This is a genomic window from Nocardia sp. NPDC057668, assembly GCF_042799795.1.
GTDB lineage: Bacteria > Actinomycetota > Actinomycetes > Mycobacteriales > Mycobacteriaceae > Nocardia.
Window position 1 is genome coordinate 705,307 of sequence record NZ_JBHVIC010000001.1, and the last position, 23,644, is coordinate 728,950.

At 69.2% G+C, this 23,644-nt stretch carries 21 protein-coding genes; 9 read left to right on the forward strand and 12 right to left on the reverse strand.

Features of this window, described 5'->3' with window-relative positions:
• Nucleotides 1-6: 6 nt before the first annotated feature.
• From ACFVBH_RS03375 to ACFVBH_RS03385, 3 genes are all read right to left on the reverse strand, one after another.
• Nucleotides 7-1,644 (reverse strand): ABC transporter substrate-binding protein, encoded by a 1,638-nt coding sequence (locus ACFVBH_RS03375; protein WP_378999380.1) that lies wholly within the window; start codon nt 1,642-1,644, stop codon nt 7-9.
• A 168-nt stretch (nt 1,645-1,812) separates the two neighbouring features.
• Complete coding sequence (locus ACFVBH_RS03380; RefSeq protein WP_354986158.1) at nt 1,813-2,346, reverse strand: dihydrofolate reductase family protein; 534 nt, start codon at nt 2,344-2,346, stop codon at nt 1,813-1,815.
• 169 nt (nt 2,347-2,515) lie between these two features.
• The gene (locus ACFVBH_RS03385) at nt 2,516-3,112 is read right to left on the reverse strand and encodes a TetR/AcrR family transcriptional regulator (protein WP_378999384.1); all 597 of its coding nucleotides are present in this window, start codon (nt 3,110-3,112) and stop codon (nt 2,516-2,518) included.
• Between ACFVBH_RS03385 and ACFVBH_RS03390 the strand changes: the two genes are divergently transcribed.
• Nucleotides 3,069-4,559 carry a flavin monoamine oxidase family protein gene (locus ACFVBH_RS03390; RefSeq protein WP_378999386.1) on the forward strand — a complete coding sequence of 497 codons (1,491 nt, stop codon included), beginning with the start codon at nt 3,069-3,071 and terminating at the stop codon, nt 4,557-4,559. The genes ACFVBH_RS03385 and ACFVBH_RS03390 overlap by 44 nt on opposite strands.
• A gap of 157 nt (nt 4,560-4,716) precedes the next feature.
• Here ACFVBH_RS03390 and ACFVBH_RS03395 read toward each other — a convergent pair whose 3' ends face one another.
• Both ACFVBH_RS03395 and ACFVBH_RS03400 read right to left on the reverse strand, forming a co-directional pair.
• Nucleotides 4,717-5,457 carry an SDR family oxidoreductase gene (locus ACFVBH_RS03395; RefSeq protein WP_378999388.1) on the reverse strand — a complete coding sequence of 247 codons (741 nt, stop codon included), beginning with the start codon at nt 5,455-5,457 and terminating at the stop codon, nt 4,717-4,719.
• Between the two features lie 300 nt (nt 5,458-5,757).
• The gene (locus tag ACFVBH_RS03400; protein WP_378999390.1) at nt 5,758-7,377 is read right to left on the reverse strand and encodes an FAD-dependent oxidoreductase; all 1,620 of its coding nucleotides are present in this window, start codon (nt 7,375-7,377) and stop codon (nt 5,758-5,760) included.
• A gap of 233 nt (nt 7,378-7,610) precedes the next feature.
• On the opposite strand from ACFVBH_RS03400, the gene ACFVBH_RS03405 reads away from it, so the two are divergent.
• The gene (locus tag ACFVBH_RS03405) at nt 7,611-7,880 is read left to right on the forward strand and encodes a metal-sensitive transcriptional regulator (RefSeq protein WP_354986153.1); all 270 of its coding nucleotides are present in this window, start codon (nt 7,611-7,613) and stop codon (nt 7,878-7,880) included.
• Nucleotides 7,881-8,003: 123 nt separating this feature from the next.
• Here ACFVBH_RS03405 and ACFVBH_RS03410 read toward each other — a convergent pair whose 3' ends face one another.
• Nucleotides 8,004-8,414, reverse strand: a complete 411-nt coding sequence (locus ACFVBH_RS03410) for a MerR family transcriptional regulator (RefSeq protein ID WP_354986152.1) — start codon at nt 8,412-8,414, stop codon at nt 8,004-8,006.
• A 294-nt stretch (nt 8,415-8,708) separates the two neighbouring features.
• Here ACFVBH_RS03410 and ACFVBH_RS03415 point away from each other — a divergent pair, with 294 nt between their 5' ends.
• On the forward strand, nt 8,709-9,419 hold the full coding sequence (locus tag ACFVBH_RS03415) for a VTT domain-containing protein (protein ID WP_354986151.1): 711 nt from the start codon (nt 8,709-8,711) through the stop codon (nt 9,417-9,419).
• An 88-nt stretch (nt 9,420-9,507) separates the two neighbouring features.
• Here the strand turns inward: ACFVBH_RS03415 and ACFVBH_RS03420 are convergent, their stop codons facing one another.
• From ACFVBH_RS03420 to ACFVBH_RS03435, 4 genes are all read right to left on the reverse strand, one after another.
• Entirely contained in the window at nt 9,508-10,089 is a 582-nt protein-coding gene (locus ACFVBH_RS03420) for a TerD family protein (RefSeq protein ID WP_354986150.1), read from the reverse strand.
• A 68-nt stretch (nt 10,090-10,157) separates the two neighbouring features.
• Nucleotides 10,158-11,165, reverse strand: a complete 1,008-nt coding sequence (locus ACFVBH_RS03425) for a CNNM domain-containing protein (RefSeq protein ID WP_378999394.1) — start codon at nt 11,163-11,165, stop codon at nt 10,158-10,160.
• Entirely contained in the window at nt 11,158-12,519 is a 1,362-nt protein-coding gene (locus ACFVBH_RS03430) for a hemolysin family protein (protein WP_378999396.1), read from the reverse strand. Before ACFVBH_RS03430 ends, ACFVBH_RS03425 begins: the two co-directional genes overlap by 8 nt.
• 255 nt (nt 12,520-12,774) lie before the next feature.
• Complete coding sequence (locus ACFVBH_RS03435; RefSeq protein ID WP_354986147.1) at nt 12,775-13,350, reverse strand: TerD family protein; 576 nt, start codon at nt 13,348-13,350, stop codon at nt 12,775-12,777.
• A gap of 390 nt (nt 13,351-13,740) precedes the next feature.
• Here ACFVBH_RS03435 and ACFVBH_RS03440 point away from each other — a divergent pair, with 390 nt between their 5' ends.
• The 5 genes from ACFVBH_RS03440 (at nt 13,741) to ACFVBH_RS03460 (ending at nt 19,700) form a co-directional block, all read left to right on the forward strand.
• A complete protein-coding gene (locus tag ACFVBH_RS03440; protein WP_378999399.1) occupies nt 13,741-14,982 on the forward strand; it encodes a heparan-alpha-glucosaminide N-acetyltransferase domain-containing protein in 1,242 nt (413 codons plus the stop codon).
• 182 nt (nt 14,983-15,164) lie between these two features.
• A complete protein-coding gene (locus tag ACFVBH_RS03445; protein ID WP_378999401.1) occupies nt 15,165-15,788 on the forward strand; it encodes a TetR/AcrR family transcriptional regulator in 624 nt (207 codons plus the stop codon).
• A gap of 145 nt (nt 15,789-15,933) precedes the next feature.
• Nucleotides 15,934-17,265: a flavin monoamine oxidase family protein gene (locus ACFVBH_RS03450; RefSeq protein ID WP_378999403.1), complete on the forward strand. Its 1,332-nt coding sequence runs from the start codon at nt 15,934-15,936 to the stop codon at nt 17,263-17,265.
• A gap of 132 nt (nt 17,266-17,397) precedes the next feature.
• Nucleotides 17,398-18,996: a GMC family oxidoreductase gene (locus ACFVBH_RS03455; protein ID WP_378999404.1), complete on the forward strand. Its 1,599-nt coding sequence runs from the start codon at nt 17,398-17,400 to the stop codon at nt 18,994-18,996.
• Nucleotides 18,997-19,331: 335 nt separating this feature from the next.
• Nucleotides 19,332-19,700 carry a hypothetical protein gene (locus tag ACFVBH_RS03460; RefSeq protein ID WP_378999406.1) on the forward strand — a complete coding sequence of 123 codons (369 nt, stop codon included), beginning with the start codon at nt 19,332-19,334 and terminating at the stop codon, nt 19,698-19,700.
• Here ACFVBH_RS03460 and ACFVBH_RS03465 read toward each other — a convergent pair.
• Complete coding sequence (locus ACFVBH_RS03465; RefSeq protein WP_378999408.1) at nt 19,688-20,800, reverse strand: NAD(P)/FAD-dependent oxidoreductase; 1,113 nt, start codon at nt 20,798-20,800, stop codon at nt 19,688-19,690. The two genes, ACFVBH_RS03460 and ACFVBH_RS03465, sit on opposite strands and share 13 nt — an antisense overlap.
• A 163-nt stretch (nt 20,801-20,963) precedes the next feature.
• Nucleotides 20,964-23,072, reverse strand: coding sequence for an MMPL family transporter (locus tag ACFVBH_RS03470; protein ID WP_378999411.1), 2,109 nt, complete (start codon nt 23,070-23,072; stop codon nt 20,964-20,966).
• A 67-nt stretch (nt 23,073-23,139) separates the two neighbouring features.
• Here ACFVBH_RS03470 and ACFVBH_RS03475 point away from each other — a divergent pair, with 67 nt between their 5' ends.
• Nucleotides 23,140-23,637, forward strand: coding sequence for a MarR family transcriptional regulator (locus tag ACFVBH_RS03475; protein WP_354986240.1), 498 nt, complete (start codon nt 23,140-23,142; stop codon nt 23,635-23,637).
• Nucleotides 23,638-23,644 lie beyond the last annotated feature (7 nt).

A 23,644-nucleotide genomic window follows, 5' to 3' on the forward strand; every position in this document is an offset into this window, starting at 1 on the left:
CCCGGCCTACTCGGCGATCCAGGTGTCGTACAACCAGGTGCGGGCGGTGGATTCGGTGCTGAAGCCGTGTACAGAGGGAGCCAGGCCGAAGACCTGGGTCTCGTCGTACAGCGGAATCACGTAGCCCTCACCGAACAGGTGATCCTCGATGGCCTGCACCGCGGCGGTCCGCTTGGCGGGGTCGAAGACGAAGGCCTGCGCCCGGACGAGTTCGTTCAGCTTCTCGTCGGGGGTGTTGGCGTGCAGTTCGTTGGTCGCGGCGCTGTCGAAGGCGGTGCGCAGCACGTCGGCTTCCGCGCGCGAGGTCTGTCCCTGCACCAGCGCCCAATTGTCCGGGCGCGCAAGCTGTGTCGCCTCGTAGTCGGTGAGCGAGGTGGCGTTGATCTTCAGTTCGACGCCGGCCTTGCGCCACTGCGACTGCAGCAGTTCCTGCACGGGCTGGGCGACCTGGTAGTAGGGGGCGACCCAGATGTCGAGTTGCAGGCGCTTGCCGTCCTTCACCCGGATGCCGTCGCCGCCGGGCTGCCAACCGGCAGCGTCCAGCAGGGATTTCGCCTTGTTCAGGTCGTAGCCGAGGAAGCGGGAGGAGTCGCCCCGGTTCGGGGTGCCCTGCACCAGAATGCTTTTCGGCACCGGGTAGCTGGGCGAGAGCACCGTCTCGTTGATCTCCTGACGGTTGGTGGCCGCCTGCAGGGCCAGGCGCACGTTCTTGTCCAAAATCGGGGTGACCGAATCCAGCTGGAACGAGAGTTTGTTGGTCTGCCCCTGGACCGGGAACGCCTCGATGACGCCGCCGCCTGCGGTCACCGTCTCCTCGTCGTAGGGCGCGATGTTGCGGGCGATGTGCGCCTCGCCGGACTTGAGCGCGCCGACCCGGGTGCCCGCCTCGGGCACGGTCTTGAACACGACCTTCTCGAGGTACGCCTTGCCCTGGTGGCCCGAACCCTCCGGGGCCCAGTTGTAGTCGTCGCGGCGCTTCAGGGTGATGCCGGTGGTGCCCTGCACCGATTCGACCACGAACGGGCCCGAGCCGATCCAATTCTTGGCCTGCCCTTGGCCGTTCAGATCCTGTGCCAGGAAAGGCTTGGCCAGAATCGAGCCCGCGCGATAGAACGAAGCCACCTGCAGGAAGCCGACATTCGGCTTCGTGAACGAGACCTGCACGGTGAGCGGATCGATCACTTCGGCCGACTTGTAATCGGAGAAGAAGCGATCCGGCGGAATTCCCAGCGCCTTGTCGCCCAGGCCGTGCTGATCGTAATTCGCCTTCACCACCGCGGCGTCGACCGGATCGCCATTGCTGAAGGTCACGCCCTCGCGCAATGTGAAGGTGTAGGTCAATTTGTCGTCGCTGATCTTCCACGACTTCGCCAGCCACGGCTTGATCTCACCGGTCTTGGGGTCCTGCCAGGTCAGGCGCTCGGCCAGATTGTTCGCGACCTGACTGTTGGACCAGATCGAATTCGTCGGCAACCAGGCCGTGTACTCGATGGGATCGTAGAACTTCAGCGTGCCACCGAAAACCGGGTCACCCACCGGGCCATTTCCGGACGACCCCGAGCCGCCACACGCGGTGAGCGCGGTTGCGAGGGCAATGGCCACCGTGCCCGTTGCCATGAGCTTGCCGAATCGTTTTATCCTCATCGCGATGTCGCGTCCTTCTGCCGTCCGGTGTATCTCCATGGAGGCTAGGCGCGACGGGGCGACATTCCGCGATTTCCAATCGCCAAGAGTCCCTACACGAATACTGAAGTTTCTCTTGAGTGCATTGCATTCACGGTGAGGAAAATACGGGACCGGCGGGACCCGCCGCTACGTCTCCCGGACGACCGCGTAGCGCACGCTGACCAGGTCGCCGTTCTGGGTGGCCTCGACGGTCTCGAGCTCGACCCGCCAGGGCAGCAGCGGGATTCCGGCGCCGAGGGTGACCGGGGCATACGACACGATGATCTCGTCCAGCAGATTGTGCGCGGCGAACTGGGCGGCCAGGTTGCCGCCCCCGACCACCCAGATCTTGCGGTCGCCGGCGGCCTGCTCGAGTTCGGCGTAGATCTCCGGAATGGGCCCGCTGCCGAACCGGATGTCGCGGTCCGAGCGGGTGGCGAAGCGCTGATGGGTGATGATCCAGGCCGGCACGTCGTAGGGCCAGGCGGCCGGATCGTGGTCGATCACCCACTGATAGGTGTTGGCTCCCATGACGATCGCGCCGACGTCCGCGATGAAGGCGTTGTAGCCCAGGGGGCCGTCCGGGTCGGTGTCACGCGATTCGAGCCAGTCCAGGGAACTGTTGTCGTCGGCCAGAAAACCGTCGGCGCTGGAACCGGTGTAGTAACTGGCGAACCCCATGTCGGCCTCTCTGCGGTGCGGTGAGCGCGGGAAGGGCCGGCTCGAATCGCGCCGTTGCCGAGTCGAGCCAACCCCAGCCAGGCTAGCAATTATTCAGCAACTATCACGTCAAGGCGCGGCACTCTCTCCTGGAGCGCTTGGTCCACAGGGCATTTCGAGGCGACGGCGGTCAAGCCGGACGGAGGCTGTCCAGCAGGTCCTCGAGCATCCGGGCGGCTTCGGCGCGGATGGGGGCGGGGTCGGGGGACGCGGCCAGGACGAAGGACATGTCGGTGAGGCCGCCGTAGAACATCGCGGCCACCAGTTCGGGTGAGAAGCGGGTCAGGCCCTGCTCTTTCAGGAGTTTGGTCTGGGTCACCATCAGGCCGGCCAGGGAGCGGCGGTCGAGCTCGCGCCAGCGTTCCCAGCCCAGCACCAGGGGACCCTGCAGCAGCACGATCTGGCGGTAGGCGTGATCGGTGCAGATGTCGAGGAACGCGTTCATACCCGCGATCGTCTTCTCACGCAGGCCCGCCGGTTCGCTCATCGCGGCGGCGATGCGTTCTGCGGCCGTGTTCTCCAGGTCCTCGAACACCGCGGCGAACAGGCCCTGTTTGCCGCCGAAGTGGTGATAGAGCGCGCCCCGGCTCAGGCCCGCGGCCGCGACCAGCTCCTCGGCGGACACCTCGGCGAAGGCGCGATCGGCGAACAGCGCGGCCCCCGAGCGCACCAGCGCTTCCCTGGTGTTCTGCGCGTATTCCTCGCGACGGCTCTTGACAGCGCTCATCCCCCAGGAATATCACATACAGTGTGTATGCGAGATACACGGTGTATGTGAGAGGTGGTCCGCCATGAACGCACAGGTGATCGAAACCGACGTCGTGATCGTCGGCGCCGGGATATCCGGGCTGGTCGCGGCCCGGGATCTGGTCGCGGCCGGTCATGAGGTCGCGGTGCTGGAGGCGCGGGACCGGGTCGGCGGGCGCCTGCTCAATGCCCGGCTACCCGGCGGAGCGTCGATCGAGGTGGGCGGTCAGTGGATCGGACCGACCCAGCACCGAGCACGGGCGCTGACCGAAGAACTGGGACTGACCCTGTACCCGACCTACGACGAGGGTCGCAACATCGTCGAATTGCGCGGGGCGCGAACCACATACACCGGCCGCATCCCCCGGCTCGGGCCGCTCACCCTGGCGGATCTGGCACTCGGACAGCGACTGATCGAACGGGCCGCCACCGCCATCGACCCGGGCCGGCCGTGGGACGCCGCCGCTGCCGAGCGCCTCGACGCCCAGACCTTCGGGGGCTGGATCCACGACCATTTCCGCACCGTGCGCGGGCGGGCGTTCATGCGCATCCTCACCCTGGCGGTCTTCGCCACCGAACCCGAGGATCTGTCGGCGCTGTGGGCGCTGTCCTACATCTCGGCCGCGGGCGGGCTCGACACCCTCATCGAAACCCGCGGCGGCGCACAGCAAGATCGGATCGCCGGCGGCACCGAACTGCTCGCCACCGAACTCGCCGCGCGGTTGGGTGCGCGGGTGCGGCTGTCGGCGCCGGTCACCCGGATCGAGCGGGACGACGACGGCGTGCGGGTGCACGCCGACGGACTCGAGGTGCGTGCCCGGCACGCCGTCGTCGCGATACCGCAGGCGCTCAACGACCGCGTTCACCACGTCCCCGCCCTGCCCGCGGACCGGGTGATGCTCATGCAGCGCATGCCCGCCGGTCGCGTGATCAAGACCAATACCGTGTACGAGACGCCGTTCTGGCGCGCGGACGGCTTCAGCGGACAGGCCAACAGCGACCTCCGGCTGATCAGCACCGTGTTCGACAACTCGCCGCCGGAGGGCGCACCCGGCGTCCTGGTGGGCTTCTTCGAGGGCCGCGCCGCCGATGCCGCCGCGCGCATGACACCGGCCGAGCGGCAGCGCCGGGTTGTGGCCGATCTCGTCGGCTACTTCGGCCCGGCCGCCGCCGAACCCCTGGCCTACATCGAACAGGACTGGGCCGCAGAGGAATACACGCGAGGCTGCTACGGGGCGTTCACCACCCCGCAGGCCCTGACCAGCTTCGGCCGCGCGCTACGCGAACCGGTCGGCCCGGTGCACTGGGCCGGCGCGGAGACCGCGGTGACCTGGACCGGCTACATCGACGGCGCGATCGAGGCCGGACAGCGCGCGGCCGCGGAGGTTCTGGCCGCGACGAGCGCGGGACTGCCGGTCACACACTGAGCGGCTCGCCGCGCCCGCCGCGCGGGGTCGCACTCCCGCGCGACGGAGGTCCGCCGACCCGGCCGGTTCGCCGGCTCACCGCGACCTGCGGCAGGGACCGGCTCGGCATATCAGCGTGCACGGCCTCGGTGCCGGTTGGGCTGCGGCGCAGTCGAACTCAGGCGCGGCCGGCGGTCATTCCGCCGTCCACGACGAACTCCGCCCCGTTGCAGTAGCTCGACTCCTCGCTCGCCAGGAAGACCACCATCGAGGTGACCTCGGCGGGAGAACCCAAGCGGGCGAGGGGATTCGCGGCGCGGTCGACAGAGGTGTCCTCGGGTGCGCCGAGCATCGGGGTCAGGATGCCGCCGGGGTGCACGGAGTTCACGCGGACGCCGTGCGGGGCCAGTTCCAGGGCGGCCGATTTGGTGAGGCCGCGCACGCCGAACTTCGACGCGGTGTAACCGTGCACGCCGGGCACGCCCTGGATCCCGGCGGCCGAGGAGATGTTCACGACCGCGGCGGGACGGGCGGCGACCAGGGCGTCCCGCGCGGCGGTCAGGCCCAGGAACGGGCCGGTCAGATTGATGGCGATGATGTTGTTCCACTGCTTTTCGGTGTACGTGCCAATAGGGCCCCCGTCGAGGATGCCCGCATTGTTGACCAGTACGTTCAGTACGCCGAAGCGGTCGACGGTCGCGGCGACCGCCGCCTCCCAGTCGGCGAGCCGGGTGACATCCAGGTGCACCGACGCGGCCCGGTCGCCGAGTTCGGCGGCCAGGCGGGCGGCGGCGTCATCGGCGATGTCGCCCAGCATCACCGCGGCGCCCTCGGCGATGAAGGCGCGGGCGTGCGAAGCGCCCATCCCCGACGCGGCCCCGCTGATCAGGGCCACCCGTCCGCTCAGTCGTCCGGTCATCGTTCAGTTCTCCTTCGACGTCGAGATGCCAACGGCGGCTTCCCGATCGGACAGAAGTAGAACACGTTTCAATCGACAGTTCAATCATTGATTGAACGGGTTGGCGCGCTCAGCGCCCGAACGGCCACAGCTTGCGCACCGGACGCTCGGCGGCGCACGCGCACCGGCCCGACTTCGGCACATCGCCCAGGACCTGTTCGACGTGGTTGCCGCATCCGGTGAATCCCGGCTTGCCACAGGTACGACAGGTGATTCGCTGACACATCGTTCGTATTTCCTTTTCGGTGCGGGGGTTTCGGATCAGCCGGTCGTGGCGGCATGCCAGGTGCGATAGCCGCCGTCGAGATTCACCGCGTCGCGGCCCAGCTGGGTCAGCAGCCGGGTGGCGCTGTTGCCGCGCTGGCCGACCTGGCAGAACGCCAGGATGGGACCGGCCGGGATCTCATCGGCGCGCGCTCGCAGCTCATCGAGGGGGATGTTGCGCGCGCCGGGGACCGAACCGCCGGCGAACTCACCCGGCGAACGGACATCGACCAGCTGCGCACCGTTCGCGACGGCCTTGTCGACCTCGTGCCACTGCGCGGTGCGCAGGCCGCCGGTGCGCAGGTTGTCGGCCATGTACCCGAGCATGTTCACCGGATCCTTGGCCGAGCCGAACTGCGGCGCGTACGCGAGTTCGAGATCGAGCAGGCGCGAGGCGCGGATGCCGCCCGCCATCGCGGTGGCCAGCACGTCGATGCGCTTGTCGACACCGTCGCCGCCGACCGCCTGCGCGCCCAGGATCTCATCGGTCTCCGGATCGACCAGCAGCTTGATCGAGAGCGCACGAGCGCCCGGGTAGTACCCCGCGTGCGCCATCGGGTGAGCGTGCAGCGCGCGGAACGGACGCCCGGCGGCCAGCAGGCGCTTCTCGCTCCACCCCGTCATGGCGGCAGTGAGCTCGAAGACGCCGACGATCGCGGTGCCCTGTGCGGGCGGATCCACCACGGGCAGCCCGGCGATCACATCGGCGACCGAGCGACCCTGGCGGTTGGCCGCGTTGGCCAGCGGGACCAGCGCGCCCTGGCCGCTCACCGCGTCCCGCTTCTGCACCACGTCGCCGACCGCGTAGATGTGCGGGGCGGAGGTGCGCAGCTGCTCGTCCACGACGATGCCACCGCCGGAACCGATGTCCAGCCCCGCGGCCCGGGCCAGGGAGCTCTCGGGGCGCACGCCGATCGCCATGACGACCAATTCGGCGGGCACCACGCGCTGATCGGACAGCGTCACGCTCTCGGTGTCGATCCGCTCGAGTTCGACTCCGGTCTCCAAACGTATTCCGTGCCCGCGCATCTCGGCCGCGACCGGGGCCGCCATCTCCGGGTCCAGCGGGCCGAGCACCTGATCGCCGCGCTCGACCACGGTGGTCGAAATGCCACGGCGGGTGAGGTTCTCGGCCATTTCGACGCCGATGAAGCCCGCGCCGACCACGACCGCGGTACGCACCCGGCCGACCGCGTCGGCCAGGCGATCCACATCGGCCACATCGCGCAGCACCAGGGCGCGTTCGGCGCCGGGCAGCGGCGGCACGATGGCCGACGCGCCGGTGCTGAGCACCAGTTCGTCGTAGGACTCCAGAGATTGCGTGCCCGAGGTCAGATCCCGCACCAGCACGGTCCGCGCGGCCGGATCGATCTCGACGGCTTCGTGCCGTACCCGCACGTCGAGGCGGAAGCGAGCGGCGAGCGATTCGGGGGTCTGCAACAGCAGCGCCTCGCGCTCCTCGATCACTCCGCCCACGTAGTACGGCAGCCCGCAGTTGGCGAACGACACGTGTGCGCCGCGCTCGAGCACCACGATCTCCGCGGACTCGTCCAGCCGCCGCAATCGGGTCGCGGCCGACATGCCACCGGCCACGCCACCGACGATCACAACCTTCATCTCGCACCTCCTCGCGGGTGACGACCCGCGGTTCCATACCCCCTGGGGTATCCGACTCGATACCGACCATACCCCCGGGGGTATGCTTCGAGTACGTGATCCCCGCCTCCCCCGAGCCATACCCGGCCGGTGAGTTCCAACACGGAGGCTGTCGGTGCCATACCCCCAGGGGTATCTTCATTCGGTAGACGGGCCGGGCGGACCGACCCGGATCAACTGCTCAGGAGGCAGACATGGTCGGCGACGAACAGGCCACCGCGGCGGTCCTGAACCGGTTGCGCCGCGCCCAGGGCCAGCTCGCGGGCGTGATCACCATGATCGAACAGGGCCGCGACTGCAAGGACGTGGTCACCCAGCTCGCGGCGGTCTCGCGCGCCCTGGACCGCGCGGGGTTCAAGATCGTGGCCAGCGGCCTGCGCGAATGCCTCACGGGCGAAGGAGCCGAGGGGCGCGAGCCGCTGACCGAGGCCGAATTGGAGAAGCTCTTCCTCGCACTGGCCTAGCACGGCGCGGATCGGCAACGGCCGGAGACGGACTCGGCCGGCCCCGGGCCGAAGTCAGTGCACGGCAAGAGGATCCGCGTGCGCCGGCGCGGCCATCAGCGAGCCGTCACACCCGCCGGCCGATCAGAGCATCGGCAGGTCGGGCGGGAGTTGCAGGGCGACGGTGAGCAGCGACTGCACCCGGGCGGCGATAATGCTGAGCAGCCCGTTCATTTCACCGGGGGCGACCTCGGCGGCGGTTTGCAGCGACTTGAGGTCGGTGTCTATGCGGGCCAGCATCTCGGCGACGTCGCCGGGCTGGGAGTTGAGCGCCTTGGCGATCTCCTCGAGCGAGATGCCCTGGGCCTCCAGCGTCTGGATGAGGTGGATGCGCTCGACGTCGGCCGGATCGTACATCCGGTAATTGCCGGCGGTGCGCTCGGCGGGGACGAGCAGTCCCAGGCTGGTGTAGTAGTCGATGGTGCGGGAGCTGACCTCGGCACGGGAGGCGAGTTCTCCGATTCTGACCAGGCCCTCCGGCATCAGCACCTCCATCCTCGAAAGATCTCAACCATACAGCGATCCGGGTCACGGTCCGCCGCCCGAACCCCGATCACGGGCCCGCACGGGCGCCGTTCGCACCCGGACAACCTTACAGTGCCGCGTGCTACTGTGGCCTGCAGGTGGGGCGCGGCATGTCCGATCGGCCTACGTGGTCGCCGCGCGGGGGTCTCACCGGCAGGGCATCGACCCTGTTCTCGGCGTTATGAACCATCCGAAGGAGACCAAGCACGTGGCAATCGACCACACCCGGCCCGCCCGATCGACGAGCACCGAACGGCGGAGCAGATGACGACGATTACCACCGCGATGGATTCGACCACCACGAATCTCGCACTGCTACCGGGCTTTCTGGACCCGGTGAACCTGCTCAACTCCTTCGGCACCTGGATGCTGGTCGGCCTGCTCGCGGTCGTCTTCATCGAATCCGGCCTGCTGTTCCCGCTGCTGCCCGGTGACTCGCTGCTGTTCACCGCCGGTCTGATCGCGGCCTCCAAATCGACCGAGATCGAGCCCTTCGCGCCGATCGAGGTGCTGCTCATCCTGATTCCGCTCGCCGCCATCGCCGGCGACCAGGTCGGATATCTCATCGGCGCGCGCGGCGGCACCGCGCTGTTCAAGAGCGACGACGCCCGCTTCTTCAAGAAGTCCTACATCGACGAATCGCACGCGTTCTTCGTCAAACACGGGCCGATCACCATCGTGCTGGCGCGCTTCGTGCCCATCGTGCGCACCTTCGCGCCGGTCGTGGCCGGCGCGGCCAAGATGAAGTACCGGGTCTTCGTGACCTACAACATCATCGGCGGCGTGCTGTGGGGCTCGGGCCTGACCTACCTGGGCTACCTGCTCGGCCAGATCGCCGCGGTGCGCGACAACATCGACCTGATCTTCCTGGTGATCGTGGCCGTATCGGTGCTGCCGATCGTGTACGAGGTCGCCAAGCGCGCGATCGCCACCCGCAAGGCCCGGGCGGCGGCCGAATCCGAATCGGTGCACTGACGATCGACCCGCGAGCGCACTGACGACCGACCCCGAAAGGCCCTGCCCGCGAGCGTTATCGGCGGGCAGGGCCTTTCGCGTTTCCGGGCTACTGCAGTGCGAAGCGCAGCAGGGCCTGCATGTCACCCTGCTTGATCTTGCCCTTGCGGTCGACGACCTCGAGCTGCCAGGCAGGCCCGTTGCGGAACGCGCGGGCGATCGCGTTGGCGTTGTCCCCGCCCAGCAGCGACGGCCAGATGTCGGCCACCTGCTGGGTGCCGCCGCCGGTCGCGTCGTAGATCTTGAACGAGACGTTGTTCGCCTTCTCGAAGCTCGAGCCCTTCTTGAACGCGGCCGCGACGAACACGATGGAGTCGATGCCGCCGGGCACGTCGGCGAAGGTCACGTGCACGGTCTCGTCGTCACCGGCGGCCGCACCGGTCTGCTCGTCACCCGAGTGCAGCACCGACCCGTTGCCGAGCGGATCGAGCGAATCCAGGCCCGCGAACCGCACCGGCTCCGCGCCCTGCATGAGGATCGCGATCAGATCCAGATCCACGCCCTTCTTGCGGCGGGCGATGCCGAGCAGGCCGCCGCTGGCCCCGGCCGAGGGGTCCCAGCTGACCCCGACACTCATCTTGCTGATGCCCGCGAGATCGGCGGCACCGTCTTCTTTTCTGAGCGTGATCACGAACTCAACCTCTGTCTACTCGTCGAAACATGTTGTGGAACAGCAGTTATGAACTTGTCCGGCCGCGCTCACACCGCGGCCGCGGGCAGAAGCCGCTCGAGCACGTCGGTGAGGGTGACGAACCCGATCACACCGGCGGGGCCCGTGACCACGCCGATGTGGCCGCGCGTCTCACGCATGACGCCCAGGGCCTCGTAGACCGGCAGCGTCGCCTCGAAACGCAGCACCGGGCGCATGAGATCGCGCGCCACGGTCGTGTCCGGCACGCCCAGACTGTCGCGCACGTGCAGCACGCCGATCAGTTCGGCGCCCTCGCGCACGAACAGGCGCAGGTGCCCGGTCGAGCGCGAGACCCGTTGAATCGTGCGCGCGTCCGCGGCCGGCGCGACCGCGCTCGGGCCGATGTTCGGGCGCACGATGTCGCCGACGGTCAGCGCTTCGAGTTCGAGTGCCGCGGTCAGGTTCCCGCGGTAGCGCTCGTCGAGCGTGCCCGCGGTGGCGGAATGCTCGATCAGATGCCGCAGCGCGGCGGGATCCTGGCCCGCGTCGACCTCGTCGACCGGGGTGACGCCCACCCGCACCAGGCACCAGTTGGCCAGCCGGTTGAGCACGGACAGCAGCGGCCGGGTCAGCCACATGAACGCGCGCATCGGCAGCGCCAGCAGAATGGCCGATCGCTCCGGATGCGCGATCGCCCACGACTTGGGCGCCATCTCCCCCACCACCAGGTGCAGGAAGGTCACCACGATCAGGGCCAGCACGAAACCGGCGACGTCGGCCAGCCACAGCGGAGCGCCCAGCGTCTCGATGAGCGGGGTGATCCAGTGGTGCACAGCGGGTTTGGTGATGGCGCCGAGCGCCAGCGTGCACACCGTGATACCCAGCTGCGACCCGGCCAGCAGCACCGACAGTTCCGAGGCGCTGCGCAGTGCGGCCCGCGCCGGGGCGCTGGTCGCGGCCGCGTCCTCGAGCCGGTGCTTGCGCGCCGCGATGAGCGCGAATTCCACCGCGACGAAAAACGCGCTGGCGGTGATCAATCCGATGGTGATGGCCACCACGACCCAGGGATTACTCATCGCCGCGCACCTCCGAGTCGGCCTGCGGGGTGATCAACACTCGCGACGGCACCCGCTTGTGCACCTGGCGAACCTGAGCCAGCACCGAGCGCCGCCGCGGATGTTCGGCGAGCAGTTCGGACGGTTCGGGTTCGAGGTCGATCGCGACGGAGTCGCCGACCTCGGGCAGGCCGCCGAACCGCGTGATCACCAATCCGGCCAGGGTCTCGTAATCCCCTTCGGGGAGTTCGAGATTCAACAGTCTCGACACCTCGTCCAGATGCAGGTCACCGGCGACCAGCCAGCCGCCGTCGACGGGCACCACATCGTCGTTGATCTCGGGATCGTGTTCGTCGTCGATCTCGCCGACCAGTTCCTCGGCGATGTCCTCGATGGTGACCACGCCGGCGAATCCGCCGTATTCGTCGATGACCAAGGCCATTTCCTGCCCGGCGGCGGTCACGGCCGTGACGACGTCGGGCAGCGACAGCGATTCGGGCACCATGACCGCCTCGCGGAAGTGCTGCCCGGCGAGCTCGTCCGGATCGACGTCGAGCAGATCGTGCAGATGGATGATGCCGCGCAGATCGTCGCTGGTCTCCCCGACCACCGGGTAGCGAGTGTGGCCGGTGCTCATGCGATCGCGCACCGCCCCCACCGTCTCCGAAGCCGCGACGACGTCCACCCTTGCCCGCGGGATCATGGCGTGTTCGGCCGTACGCGTGGGGAAGTCGAGGATGCGATCCAGCAGCGTCGACAACTCGGGGGGCAACTCCCCGGCGTTGCGGGAGGCGGCCACGATGTGCTCGAGGTCGCGCGGTGTCGCCGAATGCTCGACATCGTGGACCGGTTCGATGCGTAGTGCGCGCAGCAGCACGTTCGCGGACTGGTCGAAAAGCTTGATGAGCCAGCCGAAGACCTTCAGGTACAGGGTCGTCGAGAACGCCAGCCTGCGAGCCACCGGTTCGGGCCGGGCGATGGCCAGATTCTTCGGGAACAGCTCCCCGAACACCATCTGGACCACGGTCGAGAAGAGCACGGCCAGTACCGCACCCACCGCGATGCCGACGCCGGTGGGCACCCCCACCCCGCCGAGCAGTTCGCCCAGGCCGCGGCCGATGAGCGGTTCGGCCACGTAGCCGACCAGCAGGCCGGTCACCGTGATGCCGAGTTGCGCGCCGGACAGCATGAACGAGGTGCGCCGGGTCACGGCCAGGGCCCGGCCGGCGGCCGTGTCCCCGGCTTCGGCCCGGGCCTTGAGCCGCGAGCGGTCCACGGCCATGTACGCGAATTCCTGGGCAACGAAGTACCCGGTCAGCGCGGTGATCGCCAGGACGACGAGAACACCGAGTCCAACACTCAGCGCGGTGAGCACGGCGTCACCCCCGGGGCGGGAACGCGGCCGCGATCAGTTCGGGGCGGGTTGGGTAATCGGTATTTGCGCTTCGCGCGTCTCATCTGCTCGCTTCTGTGAGGTGTCCGTTTTGTCGGGTGCATTCGACGCTAACACGGACGATCGAACTGTTCGGGACATGAAACCGCTTGTCACGCCCCATTTCCGCACCGGCCGAGCGGCGAGCGCCACGCGGGATGAACGCGCTCGCCACCGGCCGGTTTCAGAACTCGGGTCTCAGAGCCCGACGCCGAAGTCGCGGGCGATGCCCTCGAGGCCCGAGGCGTAGCCCTGGCCGATGGCGCGGAACTTCCACTCGGCGCCGTTGCGGTACAGCTCGCCGAAGACCATGGCGGTCTCGGTCGAGGCGTCCTCGCTCAGGTCGTAGCGGGCCAGCTCGGTGCCGTTGGACCGGTCGACGACGCGAATGTAGGCGTTGCGGACCTGGCCGAAGCTCTGGCTGCGCGAGACGGCGTCGTAGATCGAGACCGGGAACACGATGGACTCGATGCTCGCCGGGGTGGTCGCGAGATCGACGTTGATGACCTCGTCGTCGCCCTCGCCCTCACCGGTGCGGTTGTCACCGGCGTGCTCGATCGCGCCCTCGGGGGACTTGAGGTTGTTGAAGAAGACGAAGTGCCCGGGGGACACGACCTTCTTGCTCGCGTCGACACCGATGGCACTGGCATCGAGATCGAAATCGGTTCCCGTGGTGGTCCGCAGGTCCCAGCCCAGGCCGACCGCTACCGCGGTCAGGCCCGGCGCCGCCTTGGTCAACGACACGTTGCCGCCCTTGGACAAACTCACACCCATGCCAACCATCTCCTGTCGATCGTTGTGCGGCGGGCTCTACCGAGCCCGCCGTCGCGTTTCGGAACCTACCGGGAACCGCGCCCGCGAGGGGCGCGTTGCCCGAGTGGGTCAGAACGTCAACATTCGGGACGCGAAAGTGGTTCCCCGCGCGGCCCCCGAAGCCAAACGCACACTAACACGTGCCACTGGATGGTTGGCCGGGCGCGGGTACGGGGTACGCACCCCCGGTGCCCGGCGGTGACCGTCAGACCAGCGGCCCATGGCATTTGCTGAGAAGTACATCTGAAGGCTGATCTTTTCCAGATCACACCGTGACGGTTGTCTTTCCCGCAATCCTTTGAATTAGCCTGCCAATAACTGAAGTACGGGAACTGCGAAGGAGGCCGGGCTGTGACGTCGGCGCGAACGGTCGTATCGGAACGCTCTGCCACCCAACCCGGTCTGCCGCGGGTGCTGGCACTGGACGCGGCACGCGGCATCGCCGTGCTGGGCATGTTCGCGGTGCACACCGGGCCGCCCGAGCAGGTGTTCGGTTCCGGCTGGCTCTCGGTTTTCGCGGGACGGTCGGCCGCGTTGTTCGCGGTGCTGGCGGGGGTCTCGCTGACCCTGATGTCCGGGGGTCGCACCCCGCGTACCGGGCGCGCGGGCCGGCGGGACCTGGTCCGCATCGCCGCGCGGGCGGTGCTCATCGCGGCACTGGGACTCGCACTGGCGCAACTGCACTCGGGCATCGGGATCATGATCATCCTGACGTACTACGGGCTCTACTTCCTGCTCGCGCTGCCACTGGTGCGCCTGGGCGCGCGAGCGCTGACCGTGCTCGCGGCGGGGTGGGCGATCGCGGGGCCGATCGCGTCGTTCCTGATTCGCGAGCACCTGGATCAGTCCACCGCCGGTGGTCATCCCAGCGCCGACATGCTCACCTCGTGGTCCGGACTCGGCGAGGCGGCCACGATGCTGATGTTCACCGGCGCGTACCCGGCCATCACCTGGATGCCGTTCGTGCTGGCCGGAATGGCGCTGGGCCGCTGGGGCATCCGGGAACTCCGTGCCCTGCCGCTGCTGGGCATCGGCGCGCTGCTGGCGCTCATCGGTTACGGCGGATCCTGGCTGCTGCAACATCCGTTCGGCGGGCGCGCCCACCTGGTGGATCTGTTGACCGGCCTCGGGGTCACCGACATCGATCCGGCGGTGATCATCGATCTGGCGGGTCTGGGCACCGTCGGCACCAACAGCTGGTGGTGGCTCACCATCGACAACGCCCACAGCGGAACCCCGTTCGAGATCTTCGGGTCCGTCGGCGTCGCGTTCCTGGTGATCGGCGCGCTGACGGCGGTACTGCCCGCGGCCCGAATTCCCCTGTACCCCTTGATCTGCGCGGGCTCGTGCGCGCTGAGTCTCTATATCGCGCAGGTCGTCGCGGTCGCGGTACTGGTGCCGCTGGATGCCGACACTCCCCCGGCCGGCGCGATCCACGGCCCGTCCTGGCAGCTCCTGGCGCTGCTGGTCATCGGCTCGCTGGTCCTGGCGACCCTGTGGCGCAGCATGTTCCGCCGCGGACCGGCGGAATGGCTGCTGCACCGGGTCACCATGGGCATCACCGACGCGCTCGTACCCGCCGATCCGCGCTGAGCACCCTCGACGTTCCCCGGCGTCGTGCAGGCCCCGGCGCGGGCGCGGCGGCGGCCGGGCCGCAGTTCATCACTCCGCAGCCCGGCGCGAACACTCCCCGGAGTCCGGCGGGACGGGCGGGTTGCGGGCGAGGCCGGCGGGTGCGGCGTGCGAGACTCGTGGGGCCGAAGAGGAGGAATGGGTTGGCCTACGTCAAAGCCGCCGAGCGGGAAGAGCAGATCGTCGCCGCGGCGATCCGGGTCCTGGGCGCGGTGGGCGTGGCGGGCACGACCCTGCGGGCGGTCGCCACCGAAGCCGGACTCCCCCTGGGCACCATGCACTACGTGTTCCCGTCCAAGGACAAGCTGCTGCGGGCGGTCATCGCGGCCGTCGAGCGCGACGTCGCCGCCGCGCTGCACGTCCGGGTGGACTCCGATCACGGCGTGGCGCAGGCTATTCGGCAGGCCGTGGACAATTTCTGGAGCTCGCTGGTCGAGAACGAGATCGGTCTGCAGGTGATGCAGTACGAACTGGCCATGTATTCCGCGCGCGACGACGGCGGCTCCGGCGGGCTCGGGCGACTCCAGTTTCAGGGCTACACCGCGCTCATCGCCGAGTCCTACGAGCGCGCGGCGACCGCGGCGGGCGAACGCTGCGCGGTCGACTACGACACCCTCGGCCGCCTGTCCCTGGCGATGATGGACGGGCTCATCATCCAGTACGTGACGAACCCCGATCCCGAGCGCGCACGGCGCGATCTCGACCACGCCGTCGACATGATCGTTCGCTTCGCCGATCCGCGGCCGATCGCGGCCGCCGCCGACTGACACCGGCAACGCCGCGACCCTTGCGTTCACCGGCCCGTTGTGGCTTACTGAAAAAAGTCGGTCGGTTGTACGACTTAGAGCGCCAGCGGTCGTCCTCACCCTCCGAGCGTGGCCTTCCGAACAAGCGATACCGAAGGGACGCCCGATGCAGCAGCAGCCGGCACAGGAGCACGACGCGATCCCCCGCACGACGGTGGCGGTGGTCGGGGCCGGATTCGCGGGCCTGCGCGCCGCCCGCGAACTTCGACGCCACGGTGTCGAGGTGATCGTGCTCGAGGCCGCCGACCGGCCGGGCGGGCGCGCGATGAGCGAGACCACGGCGCTGGGATCGCGCGTGGACCTCGGCGGCCAGTGGATCGGGCACGACCATCACCGGGTGACCTCGCTGGCCGCCGAACTCGGCCTCACCAAGTTCCCGATGCACACCGGGCGACTGCCCGTCATCGTCGAGGGCGCACGCCGAATCACGGTCGGCGGGCCCGCCATGCTCGGCGCCGTGGCCGCCCTCGTCGCACTGGAAGCGTTGTCCCGCACCGCGTTACCACGCAAACGGAACGACGTCACCGTGTCCGAGTGGCTGCGCCACGTGCCCGGGCGCACCATCCGGCGGCTGCTCGAGGTGATCGCCACGACGTCGTGGACGGCCGATCTCGACCGGTTCTCGGTCGACGCCATGGCCAGGATGATCCGCTCGCAGGGCGGACTCCGGACCATGCTGTCCACCCGAGGTGGCGCACAGGACTCCCTGCTGGTCGAGGGCATGGGTTCGCTGGCCGATGCCCTGGCCGCCGAGCTCGGCGATCGAGTTCGCCTGGGCCACGGCGTCGAATCGATCGTCGCCGACGGCGACGGTGTGCTCTTGCGCACGGCGCGCGGCGAGATTCGGGCCGAGAAGGCCATCGTCACCGTGCCGCCGCCCATGCTCGAGCGCATCGATTTCGACCCCGCGCTGCCCGCCGCGCACACCGACCTCGCCCGGAACACCTACATGGGATCGGTGTACAAGGCAATCGCGGTGTACGACCGGCCGTTCTGGCGCACCGGCCCGGGCGGGGAGTTCCTGGTGCTCGACACCCCCGGACGGGCGGCTTTCGACACGACCCCGCCGGGCGGGCCCGGCCACCTGTGCATCCTGGTCCCCGGCCCGGAAGCGCATCGGCTCGACGACCTGGATGACCGAGCGCGCCGCGACGCCGTCCTGCGCCCGCTGGCGCTGCATCTCGGACCCGAACTGCTCGAACCCGTGAGCTGGCACGAAAAGTCCTGGCATCGAGACGAATTCGTCGGCGGCGGCTACTTCGCGGTCCCCCTGCCCGGAACCACCGTCGGATTCCCGCCGGTCACGGCCGAGCCCACCGGTGACATCCATTGGGCAGGCACCGAAACCGCGGGCGATCATCCGGGTTATATCGAGGGCGCCCTCGAATCGGGAACGCGCGCGGCCGCAGAAGTATTGCGGGCGCTGTCCCGGCAATAGCGCGCACTCCCCATTCGAATTCACGGGTCACGGTGAATCGGACTCCCGCGCGGCGCTTTTCGAGTACGTTCGGCAACAGGTTCTAGTTTGCCGGTGACTCGCGGCGACACCGTCTGGGGAGAGGGGCCGACCATGTCGGTTACGGACTACATCGTCATCGGTTCCGGCAGTGCCGGAGCCATTATCGCGCGCAGGCTGGCCGATTCCGGCGCGGCCGTCACACTCATCGAGGCGGGACGCCGGGACAACACCCGGCTGGTGCGCACGCCCGGCCTGATCGGCCCCATGCACGCGGTACCGCAGCTGAAGAAGACGATCGACTGGGGGCACTACACCGTCGAGCAGAAACACGCGCTGGGCCGCAAGGTGCCGCAGACGCACGGCAAGGTCGTGGGCGGCTCGAGTTCGATCAACGGCATGGTGTTCGTACGCGGCAATCAGCGCAATTTCGACGATTGGGCGGCCGCGGGCAATACCGGCTGGTCCTACGCGGACGTGCTGCCGAGTTTCAAGAAGTTCGAATCCTTCGAGGACGGTGCCAGCGAATTCCGCGGCGACGCCGGGCCGATCAAGGTGATTCGCCAGCGCGAGCTGACCGACGCTTCGACCTCGTTCATGTCGGCGCTGACCGAAACCACCGGCGTCGCACTGAATCCCGACTACAACGGCGCGGAACAGGACGGGGTGTCGCTGCTACAGCAGAGCAACAGCGAAGGCCTGCGATACAGCAGCTCGGTCGGATATCTCGACACGCGGCCGAAGAACCTCACGGTGCTGCCCAACACCCAGGTCACCCGCATCGTGATCGAGAACGGCCGGGCCACCGGGGTGCAGTACCGCACCGCGCGCGGCACCCAGACCCTGCGGGCCGACCGCGAGATCATCGTCAGCGCGGGCACTTTCGGCTCCGCGCAGTTGCTCATGCTCTCGGGCATCGGACCGGCCGATCACCTGCGGGCCTTCGACATCGAGGTCGCCGCCGATCTCCCGGTGGGCGACAACCTGCACGACCACCTGTTCGTGCCGATGAGCTTCGCCATGCCCAGCGCCGTGCACCGATCGGCGGCGGGCTACTTCGCCCGCGCCCTGATGCGGGAGACGCTGCGCAAGAACAGCACCTGGCTGGCGCGCAGCGTCTTCGAGGTCCTGGCGTTCCTGCGCACCCCGTACTCCACCGGCACCCCGGACCTGCAATTGCACGTGCTGCCGTGGAGCTACCCCGGGCCGAACCAGGACGCGCCGGTCCGGCACACCCCCGATCCGCGCCGCGCGCTCACCGTCATGGTCACGATGATCTACCCGCAGAGCCGGGGCACCCTGCGCCTGACCTCCGCCGATCCCACCGCCGCGCCGGCGATCGACCCCAACTATCTCGCCGAACAACGCGACCTGGACACCCTGGTGCACGGGATGGAGCTGACCCGCGAGATCATGGCGGCCCCGGCCATCGGCCCGGCGGTGGACGCCGAAATCGAGCCCGGCACACGGCATCCCGGCCGCGCCGAACTGGCGGCCGAGGTGCCCAATCGAGCCACCACCGTCTACCACCCGGTCGGCACCTGCCGCATGGGCGTGGACGAGCGGGCGGTCGTGGACCCGATGCTTCGCGTGCGCGGCATCCAGAGCCTGCGGGTGGCCGACGCCTCGATCATGCCCAGCATCGTCGGCGGCAACACCAACGCGTCCACCATGATGATCGGCGAACACGCGGCGGCGCTGATCCTGGGCTGACGCCATGCCGGCACCGGGGGTGGATTCACGCGGTCACGCTCCTGCCACCCCCTCACACACTGCCGGGGCGAGGGGGTTCGCCGATTCGCGCTGCCGGGCGCTGCCGCGTGTCCAACCGCGGCTTCGGCCCGGATACGCGGAGCGCGCCGGGGCGTCACCGCGCTGCCTGGCCCAGCGCGGATCCCCCGCGGCCGGACGGCCCCGTGCAACACTTCTCGCGGCGTTGACGATCAAACCCTGGAGTGGACAGCGCACTCCGGGGCACAGCGGTGCCCCGGCTCGATCAGCTCGGTATCCGTAAACGATGGCCACACGGCCTTTTGGGAGGATTTCGAATGAAGAAGCGCATGGTCGCTGCCGCACGAGTCACGGCCGCCGCGGTTCCGGTTCTCGGACTCGCCGCGGTCTTCGGTTCCGGAACGGCGCAGGCCGCGCCGGAAGACTGCGTCATCACGCGGGATCTCATCAGCGCCTCAGCGACCTGCAGTGATGTCGACGCGCCGCCCGGGCGCGAGTACACCGTGGTCGTCGAGTGCTGGGGGCTGGCCGGTATTCCCAATGCCTGGCCGCTCATGGGCATCGGCCCGTACCGCGGCAGCTGGGGCGGGTCGTTCGGACCGGCCGGACAGGGTGCGTCCTCCTGCCTCGGGCCGGCGAGCGTCGGCGGCGTGACGAACGCGTACGTGCGGGTCTACCGGGAGTGAGGTTTCCGAACCCCGCCGTAGATCCCGCGCCACACGATGAACGGCTGTAGCGCGGACCAGGCGGGAATCGGGTAGCCCCGGCCGGCCGGGTCGAAGATCTCGAGCACGTTGCGCTGCGGCCCGACCACCGATCCCCAGCGCCGGGCCGCCGGAACGAACGGTTTCAACGATCCACCCGTCAATTCGGCCCGAATGTTGTGCGCCAGTAGGCCGTCCGCCCGGCTGCGCGCCGAGTTGCGCAGCGGATCGGTGGCGGCGACATCGCCGATCGCGTACACCCCGGGGGCGTCGGGAACCCGCAGATAGTCGTCGACCGCGACGAAACCGCCATCGTCCAGCACCTTGCCGGGCAGCCAGTCCGTGTTCGGCCGGACCCGCCCGATGGTCCAGAGCACGGCGTCCGCGGCGCTCGCGGGCTGGCCGGTGCTCCACTCGACCGGGCCGGTGGTGATCTCGTCGCAGCCGAATCCCTCGGGGACCCGCGCACGGTGGTGCGGGTGCAGGCCGACGCCGAGGCGCTCGAGCCGCCCGCGCAGGGTGCGCCAGACCCGGCGATGATGCTGCGGCAGTGCGTGTTCGCCGGGGAAGTACAGATCCACGCGCTTGTCCGGCCAGGCGGTCGCCGCGTTCAGCGCGCTACTGACCGCCGCCGCGCCGCCACCGAGCACCAGCACCGAGTCCGCGGCCGCCAGCCGTTCGTGGGCGGCGGTGATCCCGGCCTCGACCTCGTCCTCGGTCTGCAGGCCGGGTGTGCGCCAGAAGCCGTTACTCACCCCGGTCGAGATCACCAGCGCGTCGTACGACTCCGACCGCGCGGCTCCGGCGGAATCGGTGAGCTCGAGGCGGCGTGCGCCGAAATCCACGCCGGACACCGTCCCGTGCACGATCCGCACCCCGTCCAGCCGGCGGTAGCGGTCGAAGGACACCCGGTAGTCGCGCGCCCACTCGCGCGGGCGCGCCAGTCGCAGGCCGAGCTCCTGCCCGCTGACCAGGCCGGGCTTGCTCGAAATACCCACCACGTCCACATGTTTCGCGAGGTGGATCGCGGTGAGGAGGCCGGTGTCCCCCAGCCCGGCGATCACGACGCGCGGCCGGCTCACGCCGCCGTCCCCGATCGCGGTTCGGTCGTACCCATTCGCCGACCGTACTGCAACGCGTTCTAGTTCGTGGGGTTCTGCGTGTCACCGGCCCCGGAGCGGGAGGCCGCCCCGGGTCCCGGTCGCATCCGGGCCGAGCACTCTCCCGAACCGGGAGCCTTGCCGGTCAGCCGCTCACCGCGACCGAATCATCGTGCGCGGCTTCCTTTCCGGTGGACTCGGCCGCCAGCGGGCTCGGCCACCAGACGCGAGAGCCGATCAGCGCGAACAGGGCCGGAATGACCACCGTGCGGACCACGAAGGTGTCGAGCAGAATGCCGATGCCCACCACGATGCCGAGCTGGGTCAGCGTGATCAGCGGCAGTACACCCAGGACGCAGAACACCGCGGCCAGGACCAGACCCGCGCTGGTGATGACCGCGCCGGTGGAGGACACCGCGCGCACCATGCCGTGCCGGGTGCCGTACTCGGGGGTCTCCTCGCGCGCCCGGGTGACCAGGAAGATCGTGTAGTCCACGCCCAGGGCGACCAGGAACAGGAACGCGAACAGCGGTACGGCGGTGTCCATGGCCGGGAATCCGAACAGGTGCACGCTCACCCAGCTGCCCAGACCCAGCGCGGCCAGCGCGCCGAGTACGGTGACCGCGACCAGCAGCAGCGCCGCGGGCACCGCGCGCAGCAGACCGAGCAGCACCACGCAGACGACGAGCAGGATCAGCGGGATGATCACCATGCGATCGCGCGCGGCGGCATCGCTGGAATCCAGTGCGCGCGCGTCGTTTCCGCCCACCAGGGCATCGGCCCCGGGCACCGCGCCCAGCCGATCGCGCAGGGCCTGCACGGTGTCGAAGGCGTCGTGCGAACCGGGTGCGCCGGAGATGAGCACGGTCCAGCGGGACCAGCCGGACTCCGATGTTCCGGTCGCGGCCGCGCGCACCACCCCGGGCGTCCCGGCGAGCAGTTCGCCGACCGCCGGTGCGGCCGAGGTCCGCGCGACGACCTGGGTCGGGTCGGCCGCACCGGACGGGAAATACTGTGCGAGGGTGTCGAATCCGCTGACCGACTCGGTGCGGGTGCGGAACTGCTCGGTCTGGGACAGGCCGACGTCGACGGTGAACAGTCCCAGGGTGCACACGCTCAGCAGCGCCAGGGTGGCCGCGGCGATGGGCACCGGCTTCGCCACCACCCGGGTCGCGACCCGATGCCAGATTCCCTCTTCGACACGGTCCCGATCGTCGGGGCGCGGAACGTAGGGCCAGAAGACGTTTCGACCGCACAGCGCCAGCACGGCGGGCAGGCCGAGCAGCACGAACAACAGGGCCACCAGCAGTCCGGTCGCGGCGAAGAGCCCGAGGCTGCGGGTGCTGGGCACCGAGGCGAGCAGCAGGACCAGCAGAGCCAGGACCACGGTCAGATTGCTGGCCAGAATGGCAGGCCCGGCCCGGCGCACCGCGTGCCACAGCGCACGGCGGTGATCGGGCGTGCGGTGCAACTCGTCGCGATAGCGGGAGATGAGCAGCAGCGCGTAGTTGGTGCCCGCGCCGAAGACCAGCACGCTGGTGATGCCGGAGGTCGATCCGTCGAAGGAGAGCCCGGTCAGCTGGGACAGGCCCGTGCCCACGCTGACCACGACCCGGTCCGCCAGGCCGATGATCACCAGCGGGATCAGCCACAGCACCGGCGAGCGGTAGGTCAGGATCAGCAGTGCCGCAACGACTATGGCGGTGACCGCCAGCAGGGTGACGTCGGCGCCGGCGAAGGCGTCGGCGATGTCACCGGCGAACGCGGGCCCGCCGGTGATCTCGACCGTCAGGTCCGCGGGCAGGTCCCGGCGCGCGGCCTCGCGAACCTCGGTGATGTGTTCGGTGAGCGCGGATCCGTCGAGGGCGCCGGAGACGGGCACCTGCCCGATCGCGGCCTGCCCGCCCGGTGCGGTCTGCAGGGGGGCCGCGGGGTCGGGGGTACCGCCCGCGGCCCGGGTGGCGCGCTCGACGACGGCGCGGGCCGCGGTGAGATCGGCCTCGGTCAGCGGCGCGTCATCGGTGCGGGTGACCACCGCGATGGCCACCGACCGGTCCGCGTCCGGGAACTGTTTCAGGATCTCGGTGATGCGCGCGGACTGCGCCGAATCGGGCACCGAGCGCGGGGCCTGCCCGGCGGCGTCGTTCTTGCCTATTCCGCCGATCAGCGCTCCGGCCAGCAGAAACAGGGCGACCAGCAGCAGCCACGACCTCCGGTGGCTGACCAGACTTGCGTACCGATTCCAGAAGCTCACCCGGAAAATCTTTCATGTATTTAATTATTAAGCAAATGAGAGATTAGCGGGCTAGGCTGTTGCGGTGATCGAGAACGACGGCGCTGACGCGGAGGCCACTCGGCAGCGCTTTGTGCTCGAAACCGAGATCGGTGCGGATCTGCGCGCCCTGACAGCGGTGTCCGAGCAGCTCGGGCACGTGTTCGCCCGGTCGAACAATCTGCGCGCCAATGACTTCCGCGCGCTGCTTCATATCGCCACCGCCGAGTTCGCCGGCCGCCCGCTCACCTCGGGGCAGCTGGGCAAGCTCATGGGAATGTCCTCGGCCGCCATGACCTATCTCGTGGAGCGGATGATCGAATCCGGCCACCTGCGCCGCGCCACGGACCCCAACGATCGCCGGCGGGTCCTGCTCTACCACGACGCGCCCGGGCGGGCCGCCGCCGAGGACTTCTTCCTGCCCCTGGGCCATCGCAACCGCGCCGCCATGACCGAGTTCTCCGACGCCGAGTTGCACACCGCCCACCGCGTGCTCACCGCGATCACCGCGGCTCTGCACGAGCACCTCGACGAGGTCGGCGAGTAGCCGCCGC